This is a genomic window from Salmonella sp. A1325, from assembly GCF_056991255.1.
The window spans coordinates 246,748-268,096 of record NZ_JAMLWO010000003.1 but is presented as its reverse complement, the minus strand read 5'-3'; the positions used below and the strand labels follow the sequence as shown (position 1 = coordinate 268,096).

At 52.0% G+C, this 21,349-nt stretch carries 19 protein-coding genes; 5 read left to right on the top strand and 14 right to left on the bottom strand.

All coding sequences use genetic code 11. The annotated features are described in order from the left end of the window. Nucleotides 1–14 precede the first annotated feature (14 nt). The 8 genes from allB to allA form a co-directional block, all read right to left on the bottom strand. A complete protein-coding gene (gene allB / locus NAZ64_RS08220; RefSeq protein WP_000006865.1) occupies nucleotides 15–1,376 on the bottom strand; it encodes an allantoinase AllB in 1,362 nt (453 codons plus the stop codon). Between the two features lie 78 nt (nucleotides 1,377–1,454). Continuing rightward, entirely contained in the window at nucleotides 1,455–2,909 is a 1,455-nt protein-coding gene (locus tag NAZ64_RS08215; protein WP_000401063.1) for an allantoin transporter, read from the bottom strand. A gap of 95 nt (nucleotides 2,910–3,004) precedes the next feature. After that, the gene (locus tag NAZ64_RS08210) at nucleotides 3,005–4,252 is read right to left on the bottom strand and encodes an MFS transporter (protein ID WP_024797962.1); all 1,248 of its coding nucleotides are present in this window, start codon (nucleotides 4,250–4,252) and stop codon (nucleotides 3,005–3,007) included. Between the two features lie 65 nt (nucleotides 4,253–4,317). Continuing rightward, on the bottom strand, nucleotides 4,318–5,196 hold the full coding sequence (glxR, locus tag NAZ64_RS08205) for a 2-hydroxy-3-oxopropionate reductase (RefSeq protein ID WP_000765815.1): 879 nt from the start codon (nucleotides 5,194–5,196) through the stop codon (nucleotides 4,318–4,320). Between the two features lie 100 nt (nucleotides 5,197–5,296). Beyond that, on the bottom strand, nucleotides 5,297–6,073 hold the full coding sequence (gene gip, locus NAZ64_RS08200; RefSeq protein WP_000943591.1) for a hydroxypyruvate isomerase Gip: 777 nt from the start codon (nucleotides 6,071–6,073) through the stop codon (nucleotides 5,297–5,299). A gap of 12 nt (nucleotides 6,074–6,085) precedes the next feature. Beyond that, complete coding sequence (gene gcl, locus NAZ64_RS08195) at nucleotides 6,086–7,867, bottom strand: glyoxylate carboligase (protein ID WP_079945074.1); 1,782 nt, start codon at nucleotides 7,865–7,867, stop codon at nucleotides 6,086–6,088. A gap of 84 nt (nucleotides 7,868–7,951) precedes the next feature. After that, on the bottom strand, nucleotides 7,952–8,770 hold the full coding sequence (allR, locus tag NAZ64_RS08190) for an HTH-type transcriptional repressor AllR (RefSeq protein WP_000141265.1): 819 nt from the start codon (nucleotides 8,768–8,770) through the stop codon (nucleotides 7,952–7,954). Nucleotides 8,771–8,848: 78 nt separating this feature from the next. Next, on the bottom strand, nucleotides 8,849–9,331 hold the full coding sequence (gene allA, locus NAZ64_RS08185; RefSeq protein ID WP_183058351.1) for an ureidoglycolate lyase: 483 nt from the start codon (nucleotides 9,329–9,331) through the stop codon (nucleotides 8,849–8,851). Nucleotides 9,332–9,557: 226 nt separating this feature from the next. Here allA and allS point away from each other — a divergent pair, with 226 nt between their 5' ends. Then, on the top strand, nucleotides 9,558–10,484 hold the full coding sequence (gene allS / locus NAZ64_RS08180; RefSeq protein WP_079846088.1) for an HTH-type transcriptional activator AllS: 927 nt from the start codon (nucleotides 9,558–9,560) through the stop codon (nucleotides 10,482–10,484). Nucleotides 10,485–10,553: 69 nt separating this feature from the next. Beyond that, the gene (gene mnmH, locus NAZ64_RS08175) at nucleotides 10,554–11,648 is read left to right on the top strand and encodes a tRNA 2-selenouridine(34) synthase MnmH (RefSeq protein WP_001154078.1); all 1,095 of its coding nucleotides are present in this window, start codon (nucleotides 10,554–10,556) and stop codon (nucleotides 11,646–11,648) included. Between the two features lie 38 nt (nucleotides 11,649–11,686). Here the strand turns inward: mnmH and NAZ64_RS08170 are convergent, their stop codons facing one another. The 6 genes from NAZ64_RS08170 to ybbA all read right to left on the bottom strand — a co-directional run bounded on the left by NAZ64_RS08170 (nucleotide 11,687) and on the right by ybbA (nucleotide 18,896). Next, nucleotides 11,687–12,346 (bottom strand): methionine ABC transporter permease, encoded by a 660-nt coding sequence (locus NAZ64_RS08170; protein WP_483640907.1) that lies wholly within the window; start codon nucleotides 12,344–12,346, stop codon nucleotides 11,687–11,689. After that, nucleotides 12,339–13,355, bottom strand: a complete 1,017-nt coding sequence (gene sfbB, locus NAZ64_RS08165) for a virulence-associated ABC transporter ATP-binding protein SfbB (RefSeq protein WP_483640906.1) — start codon at nucleotides 13,353–13,355, stop codon at nucleotides 12,339–12,341. The genes NAZ64_RS08170 and sfbB overlap by 8 nt, the downstream gene beginning before the upstream one ends. A 36-nt stretch (nucleotides 13,356–13,391) precedes the next feature. Beyond that, on the bottom strand, nucleotides 13,392–14,222 hold the full coding sequence (locus NAZ64_RS08160) for a MetQ/NlpA family ABC transporter substrate-binding protein (protein ID WP_000524307.1): 831 nt from the start codon (nucleotides 14,220–14,222) through the stop codon (nucleotides 13,392–13,394). A gap of 256 nt (nucleotides 14,223–14,478) precedes the next feature. Beyond that, nucleotides 14,479–15,612 (bottom strand): porin, encoded by a 1,134-nt coding sequence (locus tag NAZ64_RS08155; protein WP_024156782.1) that lies wholly within the window; start codon nucleotides 15,610–15,612, stop codon nucleotides 14,479–14,481. A 186-nt stretch (nucleotides 15,613–15,798) separates the two neighbouring features. Next, entirely contained in the window at nucleotides 15,799–18,213 is a 2,415-nt protein-coding gene (gene ybbP, locus NAZ64_RS08150) for a putative ABC transporter permease subunit YbbP (RefSeq protein ID WP_220569369.1), read from the bottom strand. Continuing rightward, nucleotides 18,210–18,896: a putative ABC transporter ATP-binding protein YbbA gene (gene ybbA / locus NAZ64_RS08145; protein WP_001110598.1), complete on the bottom strand. Its 687-nt coding sequence runs from the start codon at nucleotides 18,894–18,896 to the stop codon at nucleotides 18,210–18,212. Before ybbA ends, ybbP begins: the two co-directional genes overlap by 4 nt. Here ybbA and tesA point away from each other — a divergent pair. The 3 genes from tesA (at nucleotide 18,867) to cnoX (ending at nucleotide 21,320) form a co-directional block, all read left to right on the top strand. Then, nucleotides 18,867–19,481: a multifunctional acyl-CoA thioesterase I/protease I/lysophospholipase L1 gene (gene tesA / locus NAZ64_RS08140; protein ID WP_001010574.1), complete on the top strand. Its 615-nt coding sequence runs from the start codon at nucleotides 18,867–18,869 to the stop codon at nucleotides 19,479–19,481. The two genes, ybbA and tesA, sit on opposite strands and share 30 nt — an antisense overlap. A gap of 154 nt (nucleotides 19,482–19,635) precedes the next feature. Next, nucleotides 19,636–20,406, top strand: coding sequence for an SDR family oxidoreductase (locus NAZ64_RS08135; protein ID WP_483640905.1), 771 nt, complete (start codon nucleotides 19,636–19,638; stop codon nucleotides 20,404–20,406). Nucleotides 20,407–20,465: 59 nt separating this feature from the next. Beyond that, nucleotides 20,466–21,320: a chaperedoxin gene (gene cnoX, locus NAZ64_RS08130; RefSeq protein ID WP_000116066.1), complete on the top strand. Its 855-nt coding sequence runs from the start codon at nucleotides 20,466–20,468 to the stop codon at nucleotides 21,318–21,320. The last annotated feature ends 29 nt before the right edge of the window (nucleotides 21,321–21,349 follow it).

Here is a 21,349-nt window from a genome sequence, read left to right as displayed (position 1 = left end):
TAAATCACACCGGATTACTGCTGATGTTTAAGGATAAACTGACCTTTTGGCGGCACAGGGAAGCCATGCTCGATGTCATAAATAACATCGCCGCGCAAAATCGTTTTGGTAATACGCGCGCCAATAGTACGGCCAACATACGGACTGACTTTATGGCGATATTCCAGATCTTCATTTTTCAGAACATAGCTGCTGTCAGGCTGAATAAAGACCAGGTCAGCATCTTTGCCGGGGGCAATACGTCCTTTATGTTTCAGACCAAAAATATCGGCGGCGTTGGTCGCCATTAATTTGCCAAACATCGGCAACGACATACCGCGTTTTTGCACCGCTTCATCAAACATGACGTCCATGCAGTTTTGCAGTCCGGCAATTCCGCCCCATGCTTGCATGATATTGCCTGCTTTCATTTCCGGAGGGCATGGAGAGTGGTCGGATACCAGGCAGTCGATTTCGCCGTTAAACAGTTTTTCCCACATCCCTTTCTGGTTTTCCTGGTCGCGAATTGGCGGAGAACATTTTGCCAGGGTGCCAATCTCTTCGAACTGATCGGTATCGAGGACAAAATAGTGCGGGCACGATTCACAGGTGACATCCTGGCCTTCCTGACGCGCGCGCGTTACTTCCTCTACCCCTTCCGGGCTGCTGATATGGCAAACGTGCAGACGGCAACCTGCCGCTTTCGCCAGATACAGCACGCGACGAATGGCTTCCACTTCAGTAAATACCGGACGTGAGGCGACATAATCATGCGCCGTTACACGACCTTCGCGTTTAGCTTCCTCGCCCAGCTCATCGCAAATCAGAGCATTTTCGCAATGTACCAGTACCGTCTGGTCCATCTCCCCCAGTTTCTGCGCGCCTTTGTAAAACTGCCAGTCATTAACGTCGCGAAAATCATTATCGATGCCACGATCGCCGCAGGTGGCGACAAAGCACTTGAAGCCGACAACGCCCACTTCGTCCAGCTCATGAAGCCGATCCAGGTTATAAGAAACCAAACCGCCCAACTGCGCGGCGTCGATGGTCAATTTACCTTTTGCCGCGTCAAACTTGAGTTCAATCGTCTCACGATCGACCGTCGCCGGCAGCTGATTGAGCGGCATCTCAATCATCGTGGTAATACCGCCTTTCGCCGCCGCGCGCGTACCGGTTTCATAGCCTTCCCAGTGGGTACGGCCCGGTTCAGAAATGTGGGTATGCGCGTCAACCATGCCCGGCGAAACGATCAATCCCGTCGCATCCAGCACATTTTTCGCTTCCCCCAGGTTCTCGCCAATCGCAGCGATTTTTCCGCCCTGGACGGCGATATCGATAACTCTCGCTTCGTTTTCTAAGATGACAGTACCGTTCTTAATAATTAAATCAAAAGACATAACAAACTCCTTGTATGGATACAGATAGTTTTTAAATAGCGCACACTTCATTAAATACGCTTAATGCTTTTTCAATATTTAACCTGCGAGTTTTTTCTCTCCTGTATTTTCAAAACCCGTGCGTTTCTTCAATAGCGCATAAGCAACGAACGCAACTATTACGCCTACAAACCAGGACACGCGGGATAAAGGCTCCATAAATGGTATAAACTTGCCGCCTAATGACAGAATGACTGCGACCAGGGTGACTGAAAATGCAGTCAGGTTAAATCCATTATCATAATATTTGTAATCACCGCTGGCGGTGTACAGCTCATCAAGATTAATTTTTCCACGCATTACCACAAAATAATGAGCTAACATTACGCCGATTACCGGGCCAAGCATACCGCCGATAATATCGAGGAACAGATAAATACTGTCCTGATTCTCCATTAATTTCCATGGGCAAATCAGTAAACTGATAATACTGGCAATCATTACGCCATTTTTATAGTTAAGCTTTGTCGGGGCAAGTGCCGCAATTTGATACCCCGCAGGTATAATATTACCGGTGGCGTTGGTTGAAATTGTCGTCATCAGAATCACCAGCACCGCAAAGAATGAAGCAAACAGGCTGTCCCAGCGCTGCACAATATCCAGCACGTTCCAGGTATCCATACCATAATGAATACTGGCTCCGGCAATAATGCACACGCTGGCTACGGCGAATAATATATACGCTACGATAAGCCCCAATGTTTGTCCCAATGCCTGAGCGCGAAATGAATGCGCGTTTTGCGTGAAATCGGACGCGCTCACAGCTGGCGCAGCCCAGACGGCGACTACGGCGTTAATCACCACCAGGAACAGAAAGCCGCTGTGCTCTGCTTTTTGCACGCCTGAAGGCAGATAGTCCAGAATCGGGCCAATGCCAACCAGCGATATTGCCCAAATAGCCATGCCGCCAAAGACAATGTAAATACATGGATTGAGAATAGCGGTAAATTTATTTAATACTTTACCACCGCCAAAACCGATGCCAACGTTAATAATCCAAAAAATTAGAAAAGTAATTAGTCCTGGCAGTGAAAGACCCAGCAGCTTGAAATCTCCGCCTAATGTCAGAAATCCTGGCCAGATCTTCCCAATCAAAATAAGAAATGCCAGCGATCCCGCGTAACACTGCAAGCCGAACCACATGATTGCCGCGATCCCCCCTCGCAATAATCCAGGGAATAGCGCGCCGCGGACGCCGTAAGAACCTCGCAATATCATAGCAAAAGGAACGCCATATTTGCTGCCTGCCGCGCCATTCATTACCATCGCCGCCGCAATAAATAATGCGCTGATAATAATGGCCAACATGATATTAAATGTTGATAGCCCCAGTATAAAAAAACCGCCGACCATAACGTAATTTGGCACGTTATGTACAGATCCCATCCATAAGGTGAAATAGTTAAATGCTTTCCAGTTTCGTTGGGTTTCTGTTTTAGGTAATAAGTCTTCGCTATAACCGCGTTGCTGATATAGCTCTCTTTGATGTTCCATAAATCCCTCTTTTCACGCATCGGATAACGTTGTTATGGGTTTAGCTATGAGGAACAAATAAATATAAAATAAAGAAATAGTAGATATAATTATTTTTAAGCTGAAGCAATACGTTGCGTTGCTTTCTTTTTATATAATGTGACAGCAGCAAAGATCAGCGTTCCGGTAACCACTAAACATGCTGAAATCACAAAACTGATCTCCTTCGACCCCGTTACATCCGAAATAAACCCGGTCAACGTTGGGGCGACAACCGCCGAGCTCATGCCAAAGAAATTAAAAAGGCTGAAAGCTCTTCCCAGACTTTTTGCCGAAGCCTGTTCAGATACAAAGGAGATCAGGATCGGGTCTACTGCCATTTTCCCCAGCAAGCCGTATAGCGTCAGACTGACCATCAGCATCGTGGTATTCGGGGACAAAACCGTAAACGCCAACATTGCTGCCGCCACAATTTCCAGACCGAGAATAACCTTAACTTTACTGTTACGGAATTTATCTGACAGATGGCTAAAAAATAACGCCCCCGGTACGCCAACCACCGCCACCAGCGCTGATGCCAGCCCGATAGCTCCGCCATCAAATCCTCTTTCAGTCTGTAGATAAGAGGGCAGCCAGGTCACTATCAAATAATAACCGTAGCAGGTACAGAAATAGAGGAAGTAAACGCTACACAATAAACCAGAGAATAAAGGCGCGCGTTTCTCATCTTCCGTGACGGTTTGGGTTTGCTTTTCCGCTTGCGCAGAGTCGCTTTTGGCTTTACCGCGAATGATCAGCGTAAAGACGCACAGCATGATTACTAATATCGCGGCCACGATATACAGTACATTCTGCCAGGCCATGCTCATGTTTTTTACTAATATGCTGGAACCGATTAAGCCAATCCCCATCCCTATAGCCGACCCGCTGTTGATAATCGCGTTGGCTAATGCCCGACGGGCCTGCGGCACGTTTGCCGAAGAGAGTGAATAAGCCGAGCTAAAGAAAGAAGCGCATCCGCCGCCTGCCATTAGCGACCCTATATAGATCATGGTCAGGCCATTGGCTTTCGCGATACAGAGTGTACCAATAATAAAAAGCGTAAATCCGGCCATCAGCATGATTTTTTGACCGAATTTATCGACCAATATTCCGCAAGGAATTTGCATACTGCAGTAAGCAAAAAAGTAAAAACTTGCAATGGCGCCTATTTCTGCATTACTTACATTGTCTAAAGATGCCTGAATTTCTGGATAAATTGGTGTAAGCACGGTGCGATAGATCCAAATCGCTACCCAGCCCAGACTCATTACGACAACAATTTGTTTCCAGTAATCAATCCCGGATTTTTTAGTTTCACTCATGTTCTTCACCTTTACAGAGTGTTCCTTGTGAACAGGTATCGCTGCAGCCGCAGCGATACACATAATTAGGACAATTTATGATTGGCCATTAATTCCAGCGCCTGTACCATTGCCGAATGATCAAGCTGGCTCCCGCCATTTGCCGCACAGGTATTGAATAATTCCTGGCAGGTCGCCGTATTCGGTAAATTCAGCGCCAGCGCTTTTGCGCTTTGCAATGCAAGATTAAGGTCTTTCTGATGAAGCGCGATTTTGAAACCAGGCTCGAACGTCCGGTTGATCATCCGCTCGCCGTGAACTTCCAGAATGCGTGAAGAGGCGAACCCGCCCATTAACGCCTGGCGCACGCGTACCGGATCGGCACCTGCTTTTGAAGCAAACACTAAGGCTTCAGAAACCGCTTCAATATTCAGCGCAACAATAATTTGGTTAGCCACCTTACAGGTTTGCCCATCCCCATTGCCGCCCACCAGGGTGATATTTTTTCCCAGGATGTCAAAGAGCGGTTTAACGCGGTCAAAGACTTTCTGCTCGCCGCCGACCATAATCGACAGAGTGCCTTCACGCGCCCCGATTTCGCCCCCGGAAACCGGGGCATCCAGGTAATCAGCGCCCATTTCATTAACGCGCTGGGCAAAACGTTTGGTTTCGATAGGAGAAATAGAACTCATATCGACGATGGTTTTTCCCTGAAGCGATGTTTTAGCGCAACCGTGTTCGCCAAATAACACCTCTTCAACCTGCGGCGTATCCGGCACCATTATGAAGATGATGTCTGCAAATTCAGTTACCTGACGTGCAGTCTCAACATTTACCGCCCCCAGCGAGAGCAGTTCGTCCGCGACCGGACCAATAGTCGTAACGTGTAATTGATGACCGGCGCGTGCCAAATTGATAGCCATTGGCGAGCCCATAATTCCCAGGCCAATAAATCCCAGTTTCATATACAACCTCTTTTATTGCTTTCGGTGTTTCCAGATTCAGGCAACACAATCCCCTTCCAACACAGTGGAAAAAAAAGCGCTGCCTGAATTATTCTGCGTTTTAACGGTACTGATTAATCCACGATAATCCCGCTTCCGTGGTAGTCAGTGGTTTATATTCACAGCCAACCCAGCCATCATAACCAGACTGTTTAATGACATTAAAAATAAAGTCATAATTAATTTCCCCAGTCCCCGGCTCGCCGCGACGCGGGTTATCAGCAATCTGTAAATGGCCTATTTTATCGGCCCATGCCGTCATGGTTTGCGTTAATTCCCCTTCCATACGTTGCATGTGATAAATATCATACTGAATTTTGATATTATCGCTGCCGATATCCTTAATTAAGGCTAACGCCTGTTGAGTGCCGGTGAGATGGAATCCCGGCATATCAAAGTGATTAATAGGTTCGATAAGTAATAAAATGTCTTCTTTCGCCAGCATATTTGCCGCATAGCGCAGGTTTTCGACCAACGTGTCGTGGATCTCCGTTGCGGAGAATCCTGACGGCGTTTTACCCACCAGACAATTTATTTTCTTATTACCTAACGCACGTGCATAGCGGATTGCGGCCGCTACGCCATCGCGAAACTCTTCTTCGCGCCCAGGAATACAGGCAATTCCACGTTCGCCAGCCGCCCAGTCGCCAGCCGGTAAATTATGTAACGTATGTTCCAGATTATTATCCCTGAGCTTACGTTTTAACACTTCGATATCGTTATCGTAGGGAAACATGAATTCCACGCCGCGAAATCCCGACAACGCCGCTTTATCAAAGCGTTCCAGGAAATCATATTCCGTAAACAGCATAGAAAGATTGGCAGAGAAACGTAACATCGATTACCTCCCTTACTCATATTTCATAAAACAGGTTTCTGTTGGCGCATCTTTCGCACTATCCGCAACCTCTTCAAACTCGGTTACGTTATCCAGTTCGCTGCCCATGGAAATATTGGTTACGCGTTCCAGAATGACTTCCACCACCACCGGAACGCGATATTGCGCCATTAGTGCTTTGGCTTGTTCAAATGCAGGCGCAATATCTTCCGGTTTAAAGACACGAATTGCTTTACAGCCTAACCCTTCCGCCACTTTTACATGGTCAACGCCATAGCCATTCACTTCGCTGGAGTTGATATTTTCAAAGGCGAGCTGCACGCAGTAGTCCATGTCAAATGCGCGTTGCGACTGGCGAATCAGGCCAAGATAAGCGTTGTTAACCAGCACATGGATATACGGAATGTTAAACTGCGCGCCGACGGCTAACTCTTCAATCAGGAACTGGAAGTCGAAATCGCCGGAAATCGCCACCACATTGCGTTGCGGATCGGCAGCACAAACCCCTAATGCCGCCGGGATTGTCCAGCCAAGAGGCCCCGCCTGGCCGCAGTTGATCCAGTGTCTATCTTTAAACACATGCAGCATCTGCGCTGCCGCGATTTGCGACAATCCAATGGTGGTGACATAGCACACATCGCGACCAAAGGCTTTGTTCATCTCTTCATAGACGCGCTGCGGCTTCACTGGCACGTTGTCAAAGTGGGTTTTACGCAGCAAAGTCCGTTTACGCTGCTGGCATTCGCCCACCCAGGTCTTCCGGCATGGCAAACGCCCCGCTTTTTGCATCTCCTGCGCGACATCGATCAGCAACGTTAGCGCTGCTTTGGCGTCAGAAACGATGCCCAGATCCGGGCACAACACGCGGCCAATTTGCGTTGGTTCAATATCGATATGGATGATTTTTCGCCCCTGAGTATATTTCTCAACGGACCCCGTATGACGGTTGGCGAAACGGTTACCGATGCCAAAAACCATATCAGATGCCAGCAGAGTGGCGTTGCCGTAGCGGTGCGCCGTTTGCAGGCCGACCATCCCCGCCATTAAGGGGTGATCGTCCGGGATACAACCCCAGCCCATCAGAGTAGGGATCACCGGTACGCTGGTCAGTTCGGCAAACTGCTGCAGCAGTGGCGCGGCGTCGGCGTTAATAACCCCGCCGCCCGCGACAATTACCGGACGCTCGGACTGAATCAGCATCTCCAGCGCCTTTTCAATCTGTACGCGGCTGGCGGCTGGCTTATATACCGGCAGCGGCTCATACATATCCGGATCGAATTCGATCTCCGCAACCTGGACATCAAACGGTAAATCAACCAGCACAGGACCTGGGCGGCCTGAGCGCATCAGATGAAAAGCCTGTTGTAATACGCGCGGTACCAGCGCCGCCTCACGAACCGTCACTGCCATCTTGCTGACTGGTTTTGCAATCGCTTCAATATCGACTGCCTGGAAATCTTCCTTGTGCAGACGCGCTCGTGGCGCCTGACCGGTAATGCATAAAATCGGGATAGAGTCGGCAGAAGCGGAATAGAGCGCGGTGATCATGTCGGTTCCCGCCGGGCCGGAAGTGCCCAGGCAGACCCCAATATTACCTGCCGCCGCACGTGTGTAGCCCTCAGCCATATGCGAAGCGCCTTCCACATGACGCGCCAGTATATGGCGAATGCCTCCATGCTTACGCATTGCAGAATAGAAGGGGTTGATTGCAGCCCCAGGAACGCCGAATGCTGTGGTGATACCTTCTTTTTCCAGCACATACATTGCCGCATCCACGGCTCTCATTTTTGCCATTTTATTGCTACCTCTTTTTATTGGAAAAAGTTTCCAACTTTTAAAAATTTTAAAAAAGTCCCGCTCCAGCGAGCGGGATGCGGCTCAGGCTACAGGGGGTTTTAGCCCAAGCGCCGTACTGATGTCTTTCGCGGTATCCCGTACCAGTTCACCCTGGCTGATAAAGCGATCTTCCGTCAGCCGGGAAGCCGGTCCCGATATCGAGATAGCGGCGACCACGCTGCCCGCATCGTCATAGATAGCGGAGGCGATACAATTCAGCCCGACAACATGTTCTTCCTGGTCGACGGTATAGCCCTGTTCACGCGCCTGCTCCAGATTTTTAAGCAGGATAGGTAAATCCACCAGAGTGGTCGGCGTAAACCGCCGCAAACCGGTATTGACGACGATCCCCACCAGCTCTTCTTCGGTGAGCGGGTAAAGCAGCGCTTTTCCGGCGCCGGAAGCATGTAACGGCAGACGACTCCCTAAGGGCGCGCACATTCTGACCATCGATTTGCACTCCTTTTGACCGATTAACACCGCTTCATTACCGTTGCGAATCGCTACGTTGACCGTCTCGCCAGAAAGCAGCATAAGTCGGTGCATAAAGGGGCCGGCCACCGAGAGGACATCGCGATTGTGAATATACGCAGAGCCCACATTAAATACGCCTAAACCAATATGCCACCAGCCAAGCTGGCTATCCTGGTACACAAAATCAGCCGCTTGCAGTACCTTTAACAGGCGAAACGTCGTAGAAAGCGGTAAATCCAGGCTGCCGGAAATATCGCTAACTGATGAACTGCCGCCGCTTCTTTCGAGATATTGCAATATCGCTATGCCCCTCTCCAGCGCCTGAGCGCCTTTCTGCGCAGTCGGCTCTGCCTGTCCTGGCCTGCCGCGTCGTCTTACTTCCGTCATATTTACGTTAACTCCGGCCCAAAATATGAGCATAAACAATGAACAATATGTTCATCTTATGCAAGAAGGCCAATAGCGTCACGCAAAACAGAGTTCATGTGTCGGGATACTTTCAACATCACAGTTATCGCTGCCACCGCGATCCACCGTCAGAAAATCGGTAACCGTCTGCCACGCAAACAGCGGGTGATGCCATACATTACGGTGATAATTGACGCCCTGCCGTCCATTGCTAATAAACGCCCGCAGCGTGGAGAGATCGGGTTTATCATCGCCGAGCGCGACAATAACGACAAAAGCCTCGCCGTTCATCGGCACAAACGCCTGCGTACCTAAAGGATGACGTTCCAGTTCATGTACCACAATAGGCATCGCGGCCGGTTGCGCCCTGTTAATACTGATCAGCGTGCGATCCTGCTCCAGAACTTCAACCTTCGCCAGGTCGTGATATCGCTCAACTAACCCGTTGTTTATATGAAAAAAGTCACGTTCCTGCGTCTCAATAACATCGCCATAAGCGCTGAACGCCTTCTGATCTAACGGTAATACCTCAAGTTTCATTATTTTTCCCTTGTAGCTCGATTCCGTTTAACCGCGGTTTGGACTCTGTCCGGTTTCAATACCATGCAATCTAAAACCTTCGGGATTTAACATCAACATAAAAGTTGGAATGTTTTTCCAAAAGTAGATTTAGACCACAAATCAAACATGGCTATTATGTAAAACTACTTAAAAATCATAGGAAAACAATTCTGGTTTTATCAGGATCGTAAGGAGGCGTCTGACGATGTTTGACCCGGAAACACTGCGTACCTTTATCAGCGTTGCCGAAACGGGGAGTTTCTCCAAAGCGGCGGAGCGCCTGTGTAAAACCACGGCAACCATTAGCTACCGCATCAAACTGTTGGAGGAAAATACCGGCGTAGGGCTGTTCTTTCGCACAACGCGAAGCGTCTCGTTGACGGCGGCGGGCTCTCACCTTCTCTCTCAGGCAAAAGACTGGCTTGCGTGGCTGGACAGCATGCCTGACGAGCTACGCCAGGTTAACGACGGCGTAGAGCGTCAGGTCAATATTGTGGTGAATAACCTGCTCTATAGCCCGCAAGCGGTCGCCAGTCTCTTATCGTGGCTTAATGCGCGTTACCCTTTCACTCAGTTTCACTTTTCCCGGCAAATTTATATGGGCGTCTGGGATTCGCTCCTGTATGAAGGTTTTTCGCTGGCGATTGGCGTAACTGGCACCGAGCCGTTGGCTAATACCTTTATGCTCGACCCTTTAGGTTCCGTACAATGGCGTTTTGTGATGTCCGCGGATCATCCTTTAGCTCACGTCAGCGAGCCTCTAACAGAAGCGCAGTTGCGCCGTTTCCCGGCAATTAATATCGAAGACAGCGCGCGTACGCTGACCAAGCGGGTAGCCTGGCGCCTTCCGGGGCAGAAGGAAATTATCGTGCCTGATATGGAAACCAAAATCGCCGCTCATCTGGCAGGCGTCGGTATCGGTTTTGTCCCGCAGCCGCTCTGTCAAACGCTGATCGACAAAAACGAACTGGTAAGCTGTACCATCCCTACGATGCGTCCGCCCTCACCGTTAAGCCTCGCCTGGCATAAATTTGGCGGAGGCAAAGCGGTAGAAGACATTGTGAAATTATTTACCCAACGACAACCCGAAATAGCCGGTTTTTTATCCATTTTCAACACGGTACGCTGTTAAAAATCAAGCCACTTTGCGAATTGGCGCGTAAAATAGCGCAAAGGATGATTTAAGGTTACGTTTTACGTTATGCAAGACAGACAAAAAGCACAGGACTATCGCGCGCTCCTCCTTGCCGATACGCCTTTAATTGATGTACGCGCGCCGATTGAGTTTGAACAGGGCGCCATGCCGGGCGCTATCAACCTGCCATTGATGATGGATGACGAGCGAGCCGCCGTCGGCACCTGCTACAAACGTCAGGGCGCGGATGCGGCGTTAGCGTTGGGGCATCGGCTGGTTTGCGGCGACATTCGCCAGCAGCGGCTTGAGGCCTGGAAAGCCGCGTATCAACGTTTCCCCAACGGGTATCTGTGCTGCGCGCGCGGCGGTCAGCGGTCACATATCGTACAACGTTGGCTGCAAGAAACAGGGATTGACTGCCCGCTTATTGAAGGCGGCTATAAAGCGCTGCGCCAGACAGCAATTCAGGCGACCTGGCAACTGGCGCAAAAACCGATACTTTTAATTGGCGGCTGTACGGGCAGCGGCAAAACGCAACTGGTGCGACAACAGCCCAACGGTGTGGATCTGGAAGGTCTCGCGCGTCATCGCGGCTCCTCTTTTGGCCGCACGCTGAACCCCCAGCTCAGCCAGGCCAGTTTTGAAAACAAACTTGCCGTTGAATTGCTGAAAATTAACGCGCGTCAGACGCTAAAAAGGTGGGTACTGGAAGATGAAGGGCGAACGATCGGCGCCAACCATCTGCCTGAGTGTTTACGCGAAAGAATGGCGCAGGCCCCCATTGCGGTAGTGGAAGATCCGTTTGCGCTTCGTCTGGAACGACTGCGTGAAGAGTATTTCATCCGTATGCATCACGACTTCACCCACGCCTACGGCGATGAAGCCGGTTGGCAGGCGTATAGTGAATATCTTCATCATGGACTGTTCGCTATTCGCCGCCGTCTGGGGTTGCAACGCTTTGCCGAACTGACGGACACGCTGGATAGGGCGCTGGCGGAGCAATTATCCAGCGGCAGCACCGACGGCCATATGGCATGGCTGGTTCCGCTACTTAACGAATATTACGACCCGATGTATCGCTATCAACTGGAGAAAAAGGCCGCGAATATCGTTTTTCGCGGCACATGGCAAGACGTTGCCAACTGGCTAAAAGCGCAATAGCTTATTTTTATTGCCGGCTGACGCTACATTGAGCTGGCTTAGTGTCTGTCGCGCTTGTCGGCACGTTTTGCCAGCCAGTCGCCCAGCATCTGAACGACCTGAACCAGCACAATCAGCGCCACTACGGTAACAACCATCACTTCGGTTTCGTAACGGTAGTAGCCATAGCGAATCGCCAGGTCGCCTACCCCGCCGCCGCCGACAATCCCGGCCATCGCCGAGTAGCCGATTAAGCTTACCAATGTAATCGTCAGGCCGCGCAGCAGCCCTGCGCAGGCTTCCGGCAACAGTACGGTACAGATAATACGCATCGGACTAGCGCCGAATGCCAGCGCCGCCTCAATAATCCCTTTATCGACTTCACGGAGCGCGCTATCTACCAGGCGTGCATAAAACGCGATTGCGGCCACCGATAGCGGGACGGAGGCCGCAATCGGGCCTATCGTATTGCCCAGCAAAAGCTGCGTTAGCGGTAGTAACAGCACCAGTAAAATAACAAATGGCACCGAGCGGATAATATTCACCAGAACCGAGGCGACGAGATAAATAAAACGGTTCTGCCAGAACAGATGACGATCGGTGACAAAAATCAGAAAACCGAGCGGTAGACCGCCAAGAATCGCCAGCACCGTTGAAATACTCAACATCTGGAAAGTTTCATTGAACGCCAGCGTTAAATCCGGCAATAAATCATCCACGGATCACCTCCACCTGTGCGGTACGTTGACGGATATGCTCCACGGCGGCGGCCACCGCCGTTGGATTATGCGGCGCGGTTAATTGCACCACCAGAATGCCCAACGCGCGTTCGCCGATATATTCAATCTTGCCATGCAGGATATTGACCGCGACGCCAAACTTGATCGCCACCTCTGACAGTACCGGCTGCTCCGCCGAATCGCCGATAAACAAAATTTTCAGCAACTGCCCGGGCAAGTGTTCCCGTAAACGTTCCGGCAGGGTCAAATTAAGGGTATGAGACACCAGTTGCTGTGTGAAAGCGTGTTGCGGGTGGGCAAACACATCAAACACCTCGCCCGATTCCACAACCTTACCGCCCGACATCACCGCCACGCGATCGCAAATAGATTTGCTCACGTTCATTTCATGGGTGATCAGCACAATAGTAATCCCGAGCTGTGCGTTGATCTTTCTGAGCAGGGCCAGAATCGTGGCGGAAGTTTCCAGATCCAGAGCGGAAGTCGGTTCGTCACATAGCAACACATCCGGATGGTTAGCGATGGCGCGGGCTATCCCCACCCGCTGTTTTTGCCCGCCGCTGAGCTGTACCGGAAAACGGTTCGCTTTATCGGCAAGGCCCACCAGCGTTAAAATTTCCGCCACCCGCGGCGCGATTTTGCTGCGTTCCCAGCCAGCCGCTTTCAGGCTAAACGCAACGTTTTGCGCCACTGTCCGGGTATGCATTAAGTTAAAATGCTGGAAAATCATACCAATACGCTGCCGCGCCTGGCGTAACGCTTTTCCGTCCAGCGCCGAAATTTCCACGCCGTTGACGTTGACGCGCCCCTGGCTGGGACGCGTTAAGGCGTTCAGGGTACGCAGCAGAGTGCTTTTTCCTGCGCCGCTGGTACCGACAATGCCAAAAATCTCGCCCGCAGCGATATGCAGGCTCACATCATCCACCGCGCGCGTGGAGGTACCGCGACCGGCGGTAAAATCGACGCAGACTTTTTCTATTTCAATCATATTCACCTCAGAAATTGGGGATGGCTACCGCTGCGATCAGGGTGTCGCGGTCATCCATTCCGGTTTCTGGAAGGCGCTATAAATATTCTTTGGATCGTCGATGACCGCGCGATAAGCCGGCGATTTCACCGCCTCGACAATATCTTTGGCAAACGGCTTATCGGCATCTTCACTGCGTACCGCAATGATATTTTTCAGGTTCTCATCCAGGTGTTCCTGCTTAATCGCGCTGGAGAGATCGAGTCCTGCCGCCACCGCAAAGTTCCCGTTAACCAGCGCGCCGGTCACGCCATCCAGCGTGCGCGGTAGCTGTGCGGCTTCCAGTGGTTTGAAAACCAGTCCTTTTGGATTGCTGGCAATATCTCGTTCAGAGGCTTTGGTCGGATCGATATTGTCCTTAATCGTGATAAGCCCCAACGATTGCAGGAAGCGAAGGCCGCGCGCCAGGTTGGTCGGATCGTTGGAGAGGGTAATAATGTCCCCTTTTTTAAGCGCATCCAGACTGTTGATTTTACGTGAATAGAAGCCCATCCCGGCGGTCGGTACCACAATAAGTTTGCTGAGCTTCAGCCCTTTGTCAGCGGTGAATTTGTCAAAATAGAGGCTATGTTGAAAGAGGTTGGCGTCGATGCTGCCGTTAGCTAACGCCATATTAGGCTGGACATAGTCGCTAAACTCGCGCACCACGACCTTATACCCTTTTTCTTTTAATGTCGGCGCAATCGCCTGCTTCACCATGTCGCCATACGGCCCTGGCGCGACGCCAAATACGATCGTTTGCGGGGAACCATCGGCATGGGCAAACTGTAATCCGCAGGCCAGTAATAGCGTGCTGGCCGCAATGCGTAAACTCTGACGCAATCCCATAATTTCTCCATTTTAAATAGTGTGATGCTGTGCCGGATGCCGTTCATGCGGCATCGTCTGTTTTGGCCCAAACGAAAGGCTATTTCTTAACATGACACAGATCACAGCCTGCTGTCCTTGAAATTATTTCATGATGTTTCCTGGTGTGTCGTTAAATGTACGAGGCAGGCGCTCAGGCGTGTGTCAGGCGGGAATGGCGTAAAGGGAAATGCCGGATAAGAGGTCTTAACGCCAACATCCGGCAGAGGAAAACGCTTTAGAAATCGTAACGCAGACGCACCAGGTTCATATCGCCCAGATTGTCAGTGCTGGAGGTGAAAACATGTTCATAATCAACGCGGAAACCATAATCCAGTTGGAAGGTGATCCCCACGCCGTTATCGGTGCGCAGATAGTCGCGGCCATTCACATATTCAATGCGGTCGCCCATAAAGTACGGTTGAATAGCTTTCACGGCATACTGACCAATCGGGAAAGCGTAACCGACAAAATATTCCAGACCCCACGCATCGCCGGCAAAGTAATCATTCACAGACACTTTTTTGGTCGTCATAAAGTTCTGATACCAACCGCCGCCTGCGGCAATAGTCCAGTTTTCTGGCGTCCAGCTTAACGCGGTACCGACAATATTTTGATCGTAAGTTTTATTGCCGTTGCCGCGCATCTCCGCACGGGTATAGTTCCATGCCGTCCCCCAGGTCAGATCGTCGGTGAGATGGTAATCCGCGCCTAAAGAACCGCCGCCTTTACGTTTGTAATTCAGACCGTTATTGGCATTATAATCGTCGCTGAACAGATAAGACGCGTAGAGATCGACACTGCCAATGCTTTTCTTATACTTCAATGACTTACGCGTGCGATAAGAACCATCGTAGTCGCCGTTAATCCCGTTGCCCGGCGCCTGACCTATCATGTCGTAATCCCAGATATCGGTTTTTACGCCCACCACATCGTAATAAATGCTGTTCTGTTGACCGAAGGTCAGCGTTCCCCACGTCGCGCTCTTGAAGCCGGTATACAGCATACGGCGAGTGGTATCAGTCGCGCCCTTCGCATAATGGTTATCCCAGTCAAATACCGCAGGGATATTGACGCCCAGCTCGTAATAGCTAATCCAACTGATATCATCAAACAGATAATAATCCGCGGCGAAGCGGAAACGCGTCCCGCCATCAAAACCATTACGTTTATAACCGTTCGCGCCGTCATTGCCGGTCATATTCTGGAACTGCGGACGTATACTCCCGCCGACGGTGAAATTGAGTCGGCTGAGTGGATTACCCGCCTGGGGATCTTGTTTTAAAACGGTGATTTCCGCCTGAGTGGCGAAAGGCATGAAAGCCACTGCCGCGCCGATCGATGCCGCCAACGCTGTTATTTTAATTGTCATTATATTTTCCTTGATAGATAGCCAATCCAAATCATTTAGCAGGCAAATAATAACTGTTATAAAACCTTACGTGTTGTGTATTTTTTAATGATTTGTGCTACTAAAAATCAAGGAGTTAGCAATTTGTGCGACTAAATAAAGTACGCGCCGTTTTAAAAACCGGCGCGAAATTATTCACATCATGAATCATCCGTTAAACTGTCGGAATAGCGCTTTGCCTTTCAGCAAACGAACGCCAAGCCAGCCGCCGCATACGGAAAGCAGCAGCGCGCCGCAAAACGGCAGTGCGCCCCATAAACGCCAGTCCGGCTCCCAGGGGAAATCAAACACGTTGATTTGTAAGATCGCCAGCGCCGTTTCCGCGCCAATCGCGGCGACCAACCCGGCAACTAATCCCAGCATGGCGAATTCGCACCAGAGTGTGGTACGCAACAGTTTCTTTCCGGCTCCTAACGTGCGCCACACCACCAGCTCCTGATGGCGCTGACGCATCCCGACCTGTACCTGGGCCAGTAATAGCAACATGCCGCAGAGGGTGACTAGCACAACCATCACCTCCAGCGCCCGACTGACCTGCTCCAGCACCTGTCCCACCTGTTTCAGGATCGCCCCGATATCTAACAGGCTGACGGTAGGAAACTCGCGGTTAAGCTGCGTTAACATGCCGTTGCCATTCTCCCAGCGAAAACTGGTCAACCAGCTTTGTGGTTGCCCGTCCAGCGCCCCGGAAGGAAAAATGAAGAAAAAGTTGGGCCGCAGGCTTTCCCAGTCCACTTGACGCAGGCTGGTGACTTTAGCGCTAAATGCCTGGGTATCGCCCATAAAGGTTACGCTATCGCCGAGTTTGACGTTCAGCCGCTTCGCCAGCCCCTCTTCCATAGAGACTTCGCCCGGTTTTGGCGGCCAGTGACCGGCGACCAGCGGATTATGCGCCGGGCGCGTATCCTGCCAGGTCAAATTCAGTTCACGGTTGAGCGACTCATCCTGCTGACCTTCCGTCGGATTACCGTTTATCCTGGTTAACCGCGCCCGCACAATCGGATAAAACGTCTGCGGAATCACCTGATGTTCTGCCAAAAAGGCTTTCAGCGGCGCAACCTGTTCTGAAGCAATATTGATAAGGAAATAGTTCGGACTTTCCGGCGGGAGCTGCTGTTGCCAGCGATCAAGGAGGTCGCCGCGCAGCACCAGCAAGAGCGCCAGCAGCATAAACGAAAGCGAAAACGCCGAAAGCTGACTCAACGTTGACCACGGCTGACGCAGAAGTCGGCTGACGGCCAGACGCAGCGGTAGCGACGTCAACGTCATGCCGCGCAACACGTTAAGCAGCATCCAGCCCACCAGACCGCACAGCAGCGCCAGTATCACGGCGCCCGCCAGAACCGCCCACAACAGCATGCTTCCGCCCATCAATCCGGCGAGCAGCGCCACCACGACGGCGCAGGCGACAGGCAAATAAATTTTTAACGGCCAGACGCGAGCGACAACGTCGCGGCGCAGCACCCGTAGCGGCTGGGTCGCCAGCAACAATCGATAAGGCCGTAAACCGACCAGCAGAGAGATGACCGTCATCGCGCCCAGCGCCCACAGCCAGGGCCACAGGCTGGCGGGCGGCAAATCGGCGGGTAGTACCGGTTTTAGCAGCACCAGCAATATGTTTTCAAACAGTAACCCAATCGCGCCTCCCGTGACGGCGGAAAGCCCCAGCACCATCAACCACTGTCCGATAATAAGTTTACGCAACTGGGCCCGGCCCGCGCCCAACGTTTTTAAAATCGCCACCAGATCGTAGCGGCTACGGCAGTAATGGCTCATCGCCACCGCGACGGCAGCTACCGCCAGCAGTAGCGTTAATAACGCCGAAAGCAGCAAAAACTGCTGCGAACGTTCGAGCGATTTCCCCAATGCCCCGTCATCCTGCTCCAGTCCGTACCAGCGATGTTCCGGTTTAAGCTGCGGTAACAGCCAGCTTTCATAGCCAGCAAGCTGTTGCGGCGTTCCGCCGAATTTATACCGCCACATCACGCGGCTCCCCGGCTGTATCGCACCGGTTTTTGCCACATCGGCCATATTCATCATCAGACGCGGCGCCATCTGAAAAGGGTTAAACCCGGAATCCGGCTCCTGCACCACTTCACCGGCAATACGCAAGGTCACGTCGCCGACATCAATAGTATCGCCCGTTTTCAAATTAAGCAGCGCCATCAGACGCGGCGCCAGCAGTACGCTACCCGGCTGCGGTTTCACTCCGTCAGGACGGGTTTGCAATTCGCCGTACATCGGATAAACGCTATCTACCGCCTTCACGCTGGCCAGTTGCGGCGTATCGCCGGCAAACGTCATGGTCGCAAAGGTTAACTGCTCGCCCACGTTAAGGCCGCGTTTACGCGCCTCTTCAATCCAGTCCTTCGGTACCTCCCGCGAACTTTGCAGCGTCCGATCGCCTGCCATAAACTCGCGGCTTTGCTGACTTAACCCTTTTTCCATCCGGTCGCTGATACTGCCGAGCGCCAGTACGCAGGCCACCGCCAGACTCAACGCCAGCCAGACAATAATCAGCGACGGCGAGCGCCATTCGCGCCAGAACCAGCGAGCTATCATGCCTCCTCCTGTAACTGACCGTTGACCAACCGCAGCCGCCGGTCGCAGCGCGCCGCCAGCGCCGGGTCGTGCGTCACCAGAATCAGCGTGGTGCCGTGCTCGCGGTTAAGCGAAAATAGCAGGTCGGCGATTTTATCTCCGGTCTGACGGTCAAGGTTGCCCGTCGGCTCATCGGCAAACAGCACATCAGGACGCCCGTTAAACGCGCGCGCCAGCGCTACGCGCTGCTGTTCGCCGCCGGAAAGCTGTGCCGGAAGGTGGTCAAGCCGTTTTCCCAGTCCCAGTTGTTCGAGCAGCGCTTTCGCCCCCGCCTTACTCTGACCGCTGTTTTCACCGCGTAGCAGGGCCGGTAGCTCAACGTTTTCCAGCGCGTTAAGCGTAGGAATAAGCATGAAGGATTGAAAAACAAAACCGACATGCTGAGCGCGAAGCTGCGCCCGCGCCTCTTCGTCCATCTGGTGAAGCGGTTTCCCGACCAGACTGACCTCTCCGCTACTGCCGTCATCCAGTCCGGCGAGAATCGCCAGCAGCGTAGATTTTCCCGATCCTGATTCGCCAATCAGCGCAATGGTTTCACCGCGTTTGACAACCAGTTCAACTCCGGTAAGGATGGAAAGCTCATGCTCACCCTGACCGACGGACTTCCTGAGACGATGAACTTCAACACTGTTTTCCGCTGGCATTTGCCCTTCCTGTTTTTGATCCTGTTAACTTTCCGTGCCGCCGCCGCAGACACCTTATTAATTCTGGGCGATAGCCTCAGCGCCGGTTACCGTATGGCCGCCAGCGCGGCATGGCCGTCGCTCCTTAATGATAAATGGCAAAACAAAACGTCGGTCGTTAATGCCAGTATAAGCGGAGATACCTCGCAGCAGGGACTGGCGCGTTTGCCGGCGCTGTTGCAACAGCATCACCCGCGCTGGGTAGTGGTGGAACTTGGCGGCAACGATGGACTACGCGGTTTTGCACCTGCGCAAACCGAACAGACGCTACGTAAAATCATTCAGACGGTGAAAGCCGCCGATGCCCAACCGTTACTGATGCAAATTCATCTGCCCGCTAACTACGGTCGCCGTTATAATGAATCCTTTAGCGCCATTTATCCTAAGCTCGCCAAAGAGTTCGATATTCCTCTGTTACCGTTTTTTATGGAAGAGGTATATCTGAAACCGCAGTGGATGCAGGATGACGGCATTCATCCCAACCGCGACGCCCAGCCGTTTATTGCCGACTGGATGGCGAAGCAGTTGACCCCTTTTCTCTCCTGAATAATTCGAGTTGCATGAAGGCGGCACGTAAGAGAATGTCCAGGAGCATAGATACCTATGTGACTGGAGTAAACGAACGCACAGGCAACTTGAAGTATGACGGATATAGTTAACCACGACTCTTAAATCAACGGAGATCCTGACAGGTAAAGTTATGCAAAAATCGGTCTTAATAACAGGATGTTCCAGCGGAATCGGTCTGGACAGCGCGCTTGAACTTAAACGCCAGGGCTTTCAAATCCTGGCGGGCTGCCGCAAACCTGATGATGTCGCCCGGATGAACAGTATGGGATTTACCGGCGTGTTGATCGATCTCGACTCCCCTGAAAGCGTGGATCGTGCCGCCGATGAAGTGATCGCCCTGACCGATAATCGTCTGTATGGGATCTTTAACAATGCCGGCTACGGCGTGTATGGCCCCCTTTCCACCATCAGCCGTGAGCAGATGGAGCAACAGTTTTCCAGTAATTTCTTCGGCGCGCATCAGCTTACTATGCGCTTACTTCCCGCCATGTTGCCGCATGGCGAAGGACGCATTGTGATGACCTCATCGGTGATGGGGCTGATTTCCACCCCAGGGCGCGGCGCTTACGCTGCCAGCAAATATGCGCTCGAAGCCTGGTCTGACGCGCTACGTATGGAGCTACGGTACACAGGCATTAAAGTGAGTCTGATAGAACCGGGACCAATTCGTACCCGTTTTACGGATAACGTTAACCAGACGCAGCGTGATAAACCGGTAGAAAATCCCGGCATCGCCGCACGTTTCACCCGCGATCCTGACGCGGTAGTAGCGAAAGTGCGTCATGCTTTTGCAAGCGATAAACCCAGGCTGCGCTATCCCGTTACGCTGGTCACCTGGGCGGTGATGGCGCTGAAACGCCTATTGCCGGGCCGGATGCTGGATAAAATTTTACAAAGCTGAGTTGAAGCGCGCCCGTCAGCCCCCATGTAAACGTGACACAGACAAAAGAGAGCGACGCCATGTCCGTACAGAACATTGTCAATATTAATGAATCCAACCTGCAGCAGACCTTAGAGCAGTCCATGACCACGCCGGTACTGTTCTATTTCTGGTCTGAACGCAGCCAACACTGTCTGCAATTAACGCCAGTGCTGGAAAGTCTGGCTGCCCAGTACCACGGTCAGTTTATTCTGGCAAAGCTGGACTGCGACGCCGAACAGATGATCGCCGCTCAGTTTGGTCTGCGCGCCATCCCGACAGTCTATCTGTTCCAGAATGGCCAACCGGTCGATGGTTTCCAGGGACCGCAGCCGGAAGAGGCGATCCGCGCTCTGCTGGATAAAGTACTGCCGCGTGAAGAAGAGCTAAAAGCGCAACAAGCGATGCAGTTAATGCAGGAGGGCAACTATGTTGACGCGCTGCCGTTGCTCAAAGACGCCTGGCAGCTCTCTTCGCAGAACAGTGAGATTGGCCTGTTACTGGCGGAAGCGCAAATTGCGCTGAACCGCTCTGAAGAGGCCGAAGCGGTGTTAAAAACTATCCCGCTACAGGATCAGGATACCCGTTATCAGGGGCTGGTCGCGCAGATCGAACTGCTTAAACAGGCGGCGGATACGCCGGAAATTCAGCAACTTCAGCAGCAAGTCGCGGAGAATCCGCAGGATGCGGCTTTGGCAACGCAACTGGCGTTGCAGTTGCACCAGGTCGGACGTAATGAAGAAGCGCTGGAATTGCTGTTCAGCCATCTGAGAAAAGATCTTGCCGCCGCCGAGGGACAGACGCGCAAAACCTTTCAGGAGATCCTTGCCGCGCTCGGCACCGGCGACGCGCTGGCGTCGAAATACCGCCGCCAGTTGTACGCGCTACTGTATTAATCCTCTCTTGCCTGATGGCGCGCTTATCT

Excerpts from the sequence above, each read along its gene's own strand:
- allB (WP_000006865.1), bottom strand. The coding sequence starts at position 1,376 with ATGTCTTTTGATTTAATTATTAAGAACGGTACTGTCATCTTAGAAAAC.
- NAZ64_RS08215 (WP_000401063.1), bottom strand. The coding sequence starts at position 2,909 with ATGGAACATCAAAGAGAGCTATATCAGCAACGCGGTTATAGCGAAGAC.
- NAZ64_RS08210 (WP_024797962.1), bottom strand. The coding sequence starts at position 4,252 with ATGAGTGAAACTAAAAAATCCGGGATTGATTACTGGAAACAAATTGTT.
- glxR (WP_000765815.1), bottom strand. The coding sequence starts at position 5,196 with ATGAAACTGGGATTTATTGGCCTGGGAATTATGGGCTCGCCAATGGCT.
- gip (WP_000943591.1), bottom strand. The coding sequence starts at position 6,073 with ATGTTACGTTTCTCTGCCAATCTTTCTATGCTGTTTACGGAATATGAT.
- gcl (WP_079945074.1), bottom strand. The coding sequence starts at position 7,867 with ATGGCAAAAATGAGAGCCGTGGATGCGGCAATGTATGTGCTGGAAAAA.
- allR (WP_000141265.1), bottom strand. The coding sequence starts at position 8,770 with ATGACGGAAGTAAGACGACGCGGCAGGCCAGGACAGGCAGAGCCGACT.
- allA (WP_183058351.1), bottom strand. The coding sequence starts at position 9,331 with ATGAAACTTGAGGTATTACCGTTAGATCAGAAGGCGTTCAGCGCTTAT.
- allS (WP_079846088.1), top strand. The coding sequence starts at position 9,558 with ATGTTTGACCCGGAAACACTGCGTACCTTTATCAGCGTTGCCGAAACG.
- mnmH (WP_001154078.1), top strand. The coding sequence starts at position 10,554 with ATGCAAGACAGACAAAAAGCACAGGACTATCGCGCGCTCCTCCTTGCC.
- sfbB (WP_483640906.1), bottom strand. The coding sequence starts at position 13,355 with ATGATTGAAATAGAAAAAGTCTGCGTCGATTTTACCGCCGGTCGCGGT.
- NAZ64_RS08160 (WP_000524307.1), bottom strand. The coding sequence starts at position 14,222 with ATGGGATTGCGTCAGAGTTTACGCATTGCGGCCAGCACGCTATTACTG.
- NAZ64_RS08155 (WP_024156782.1), bottom strand. The coding sequence starts at position 15,612 with ATGACAATTAAAATAACAGCGTTGGCGGCATCGATCGGCGCGGCAGTG.
- ybbP (WP_220569369.1), bottom strand. The coding sequence starts at position 18,213 with ATGATAGCTCGCTGGTTCTGGCGCGAATGGCGCTCGCCGTCGCTGATT.
- tesA (WP_001010574.1), top strand. The coding sequence starts at position 18,867 with ATGAACTTCAACACTGTTTTCCGCTGGCATTTGCCCTTCCTGTTTTTG.
- ybbA (WP_001110598.1), bottom strand. The coding sequence starts at position 18,896 with ATGCCAGCGGAAAACAGTGTTGAAGTTCATCGTCTCAGGAAGTCCGTC.
- NAZ64_RS08135 (WP_483640905.1), top strand. The coding sequence starts at position 19,636 with ATGCAAAAATCGGTCTTAATAACAGGATGTTCCAGCGGAATCGGTCTG.
- cnoX (WP_000116066.1), top strand. The coding sequence starts at position 20,466 with ATGTCCGTACAGAACATTGTCAATATTAATGAATCCAACCTGCAGCAG.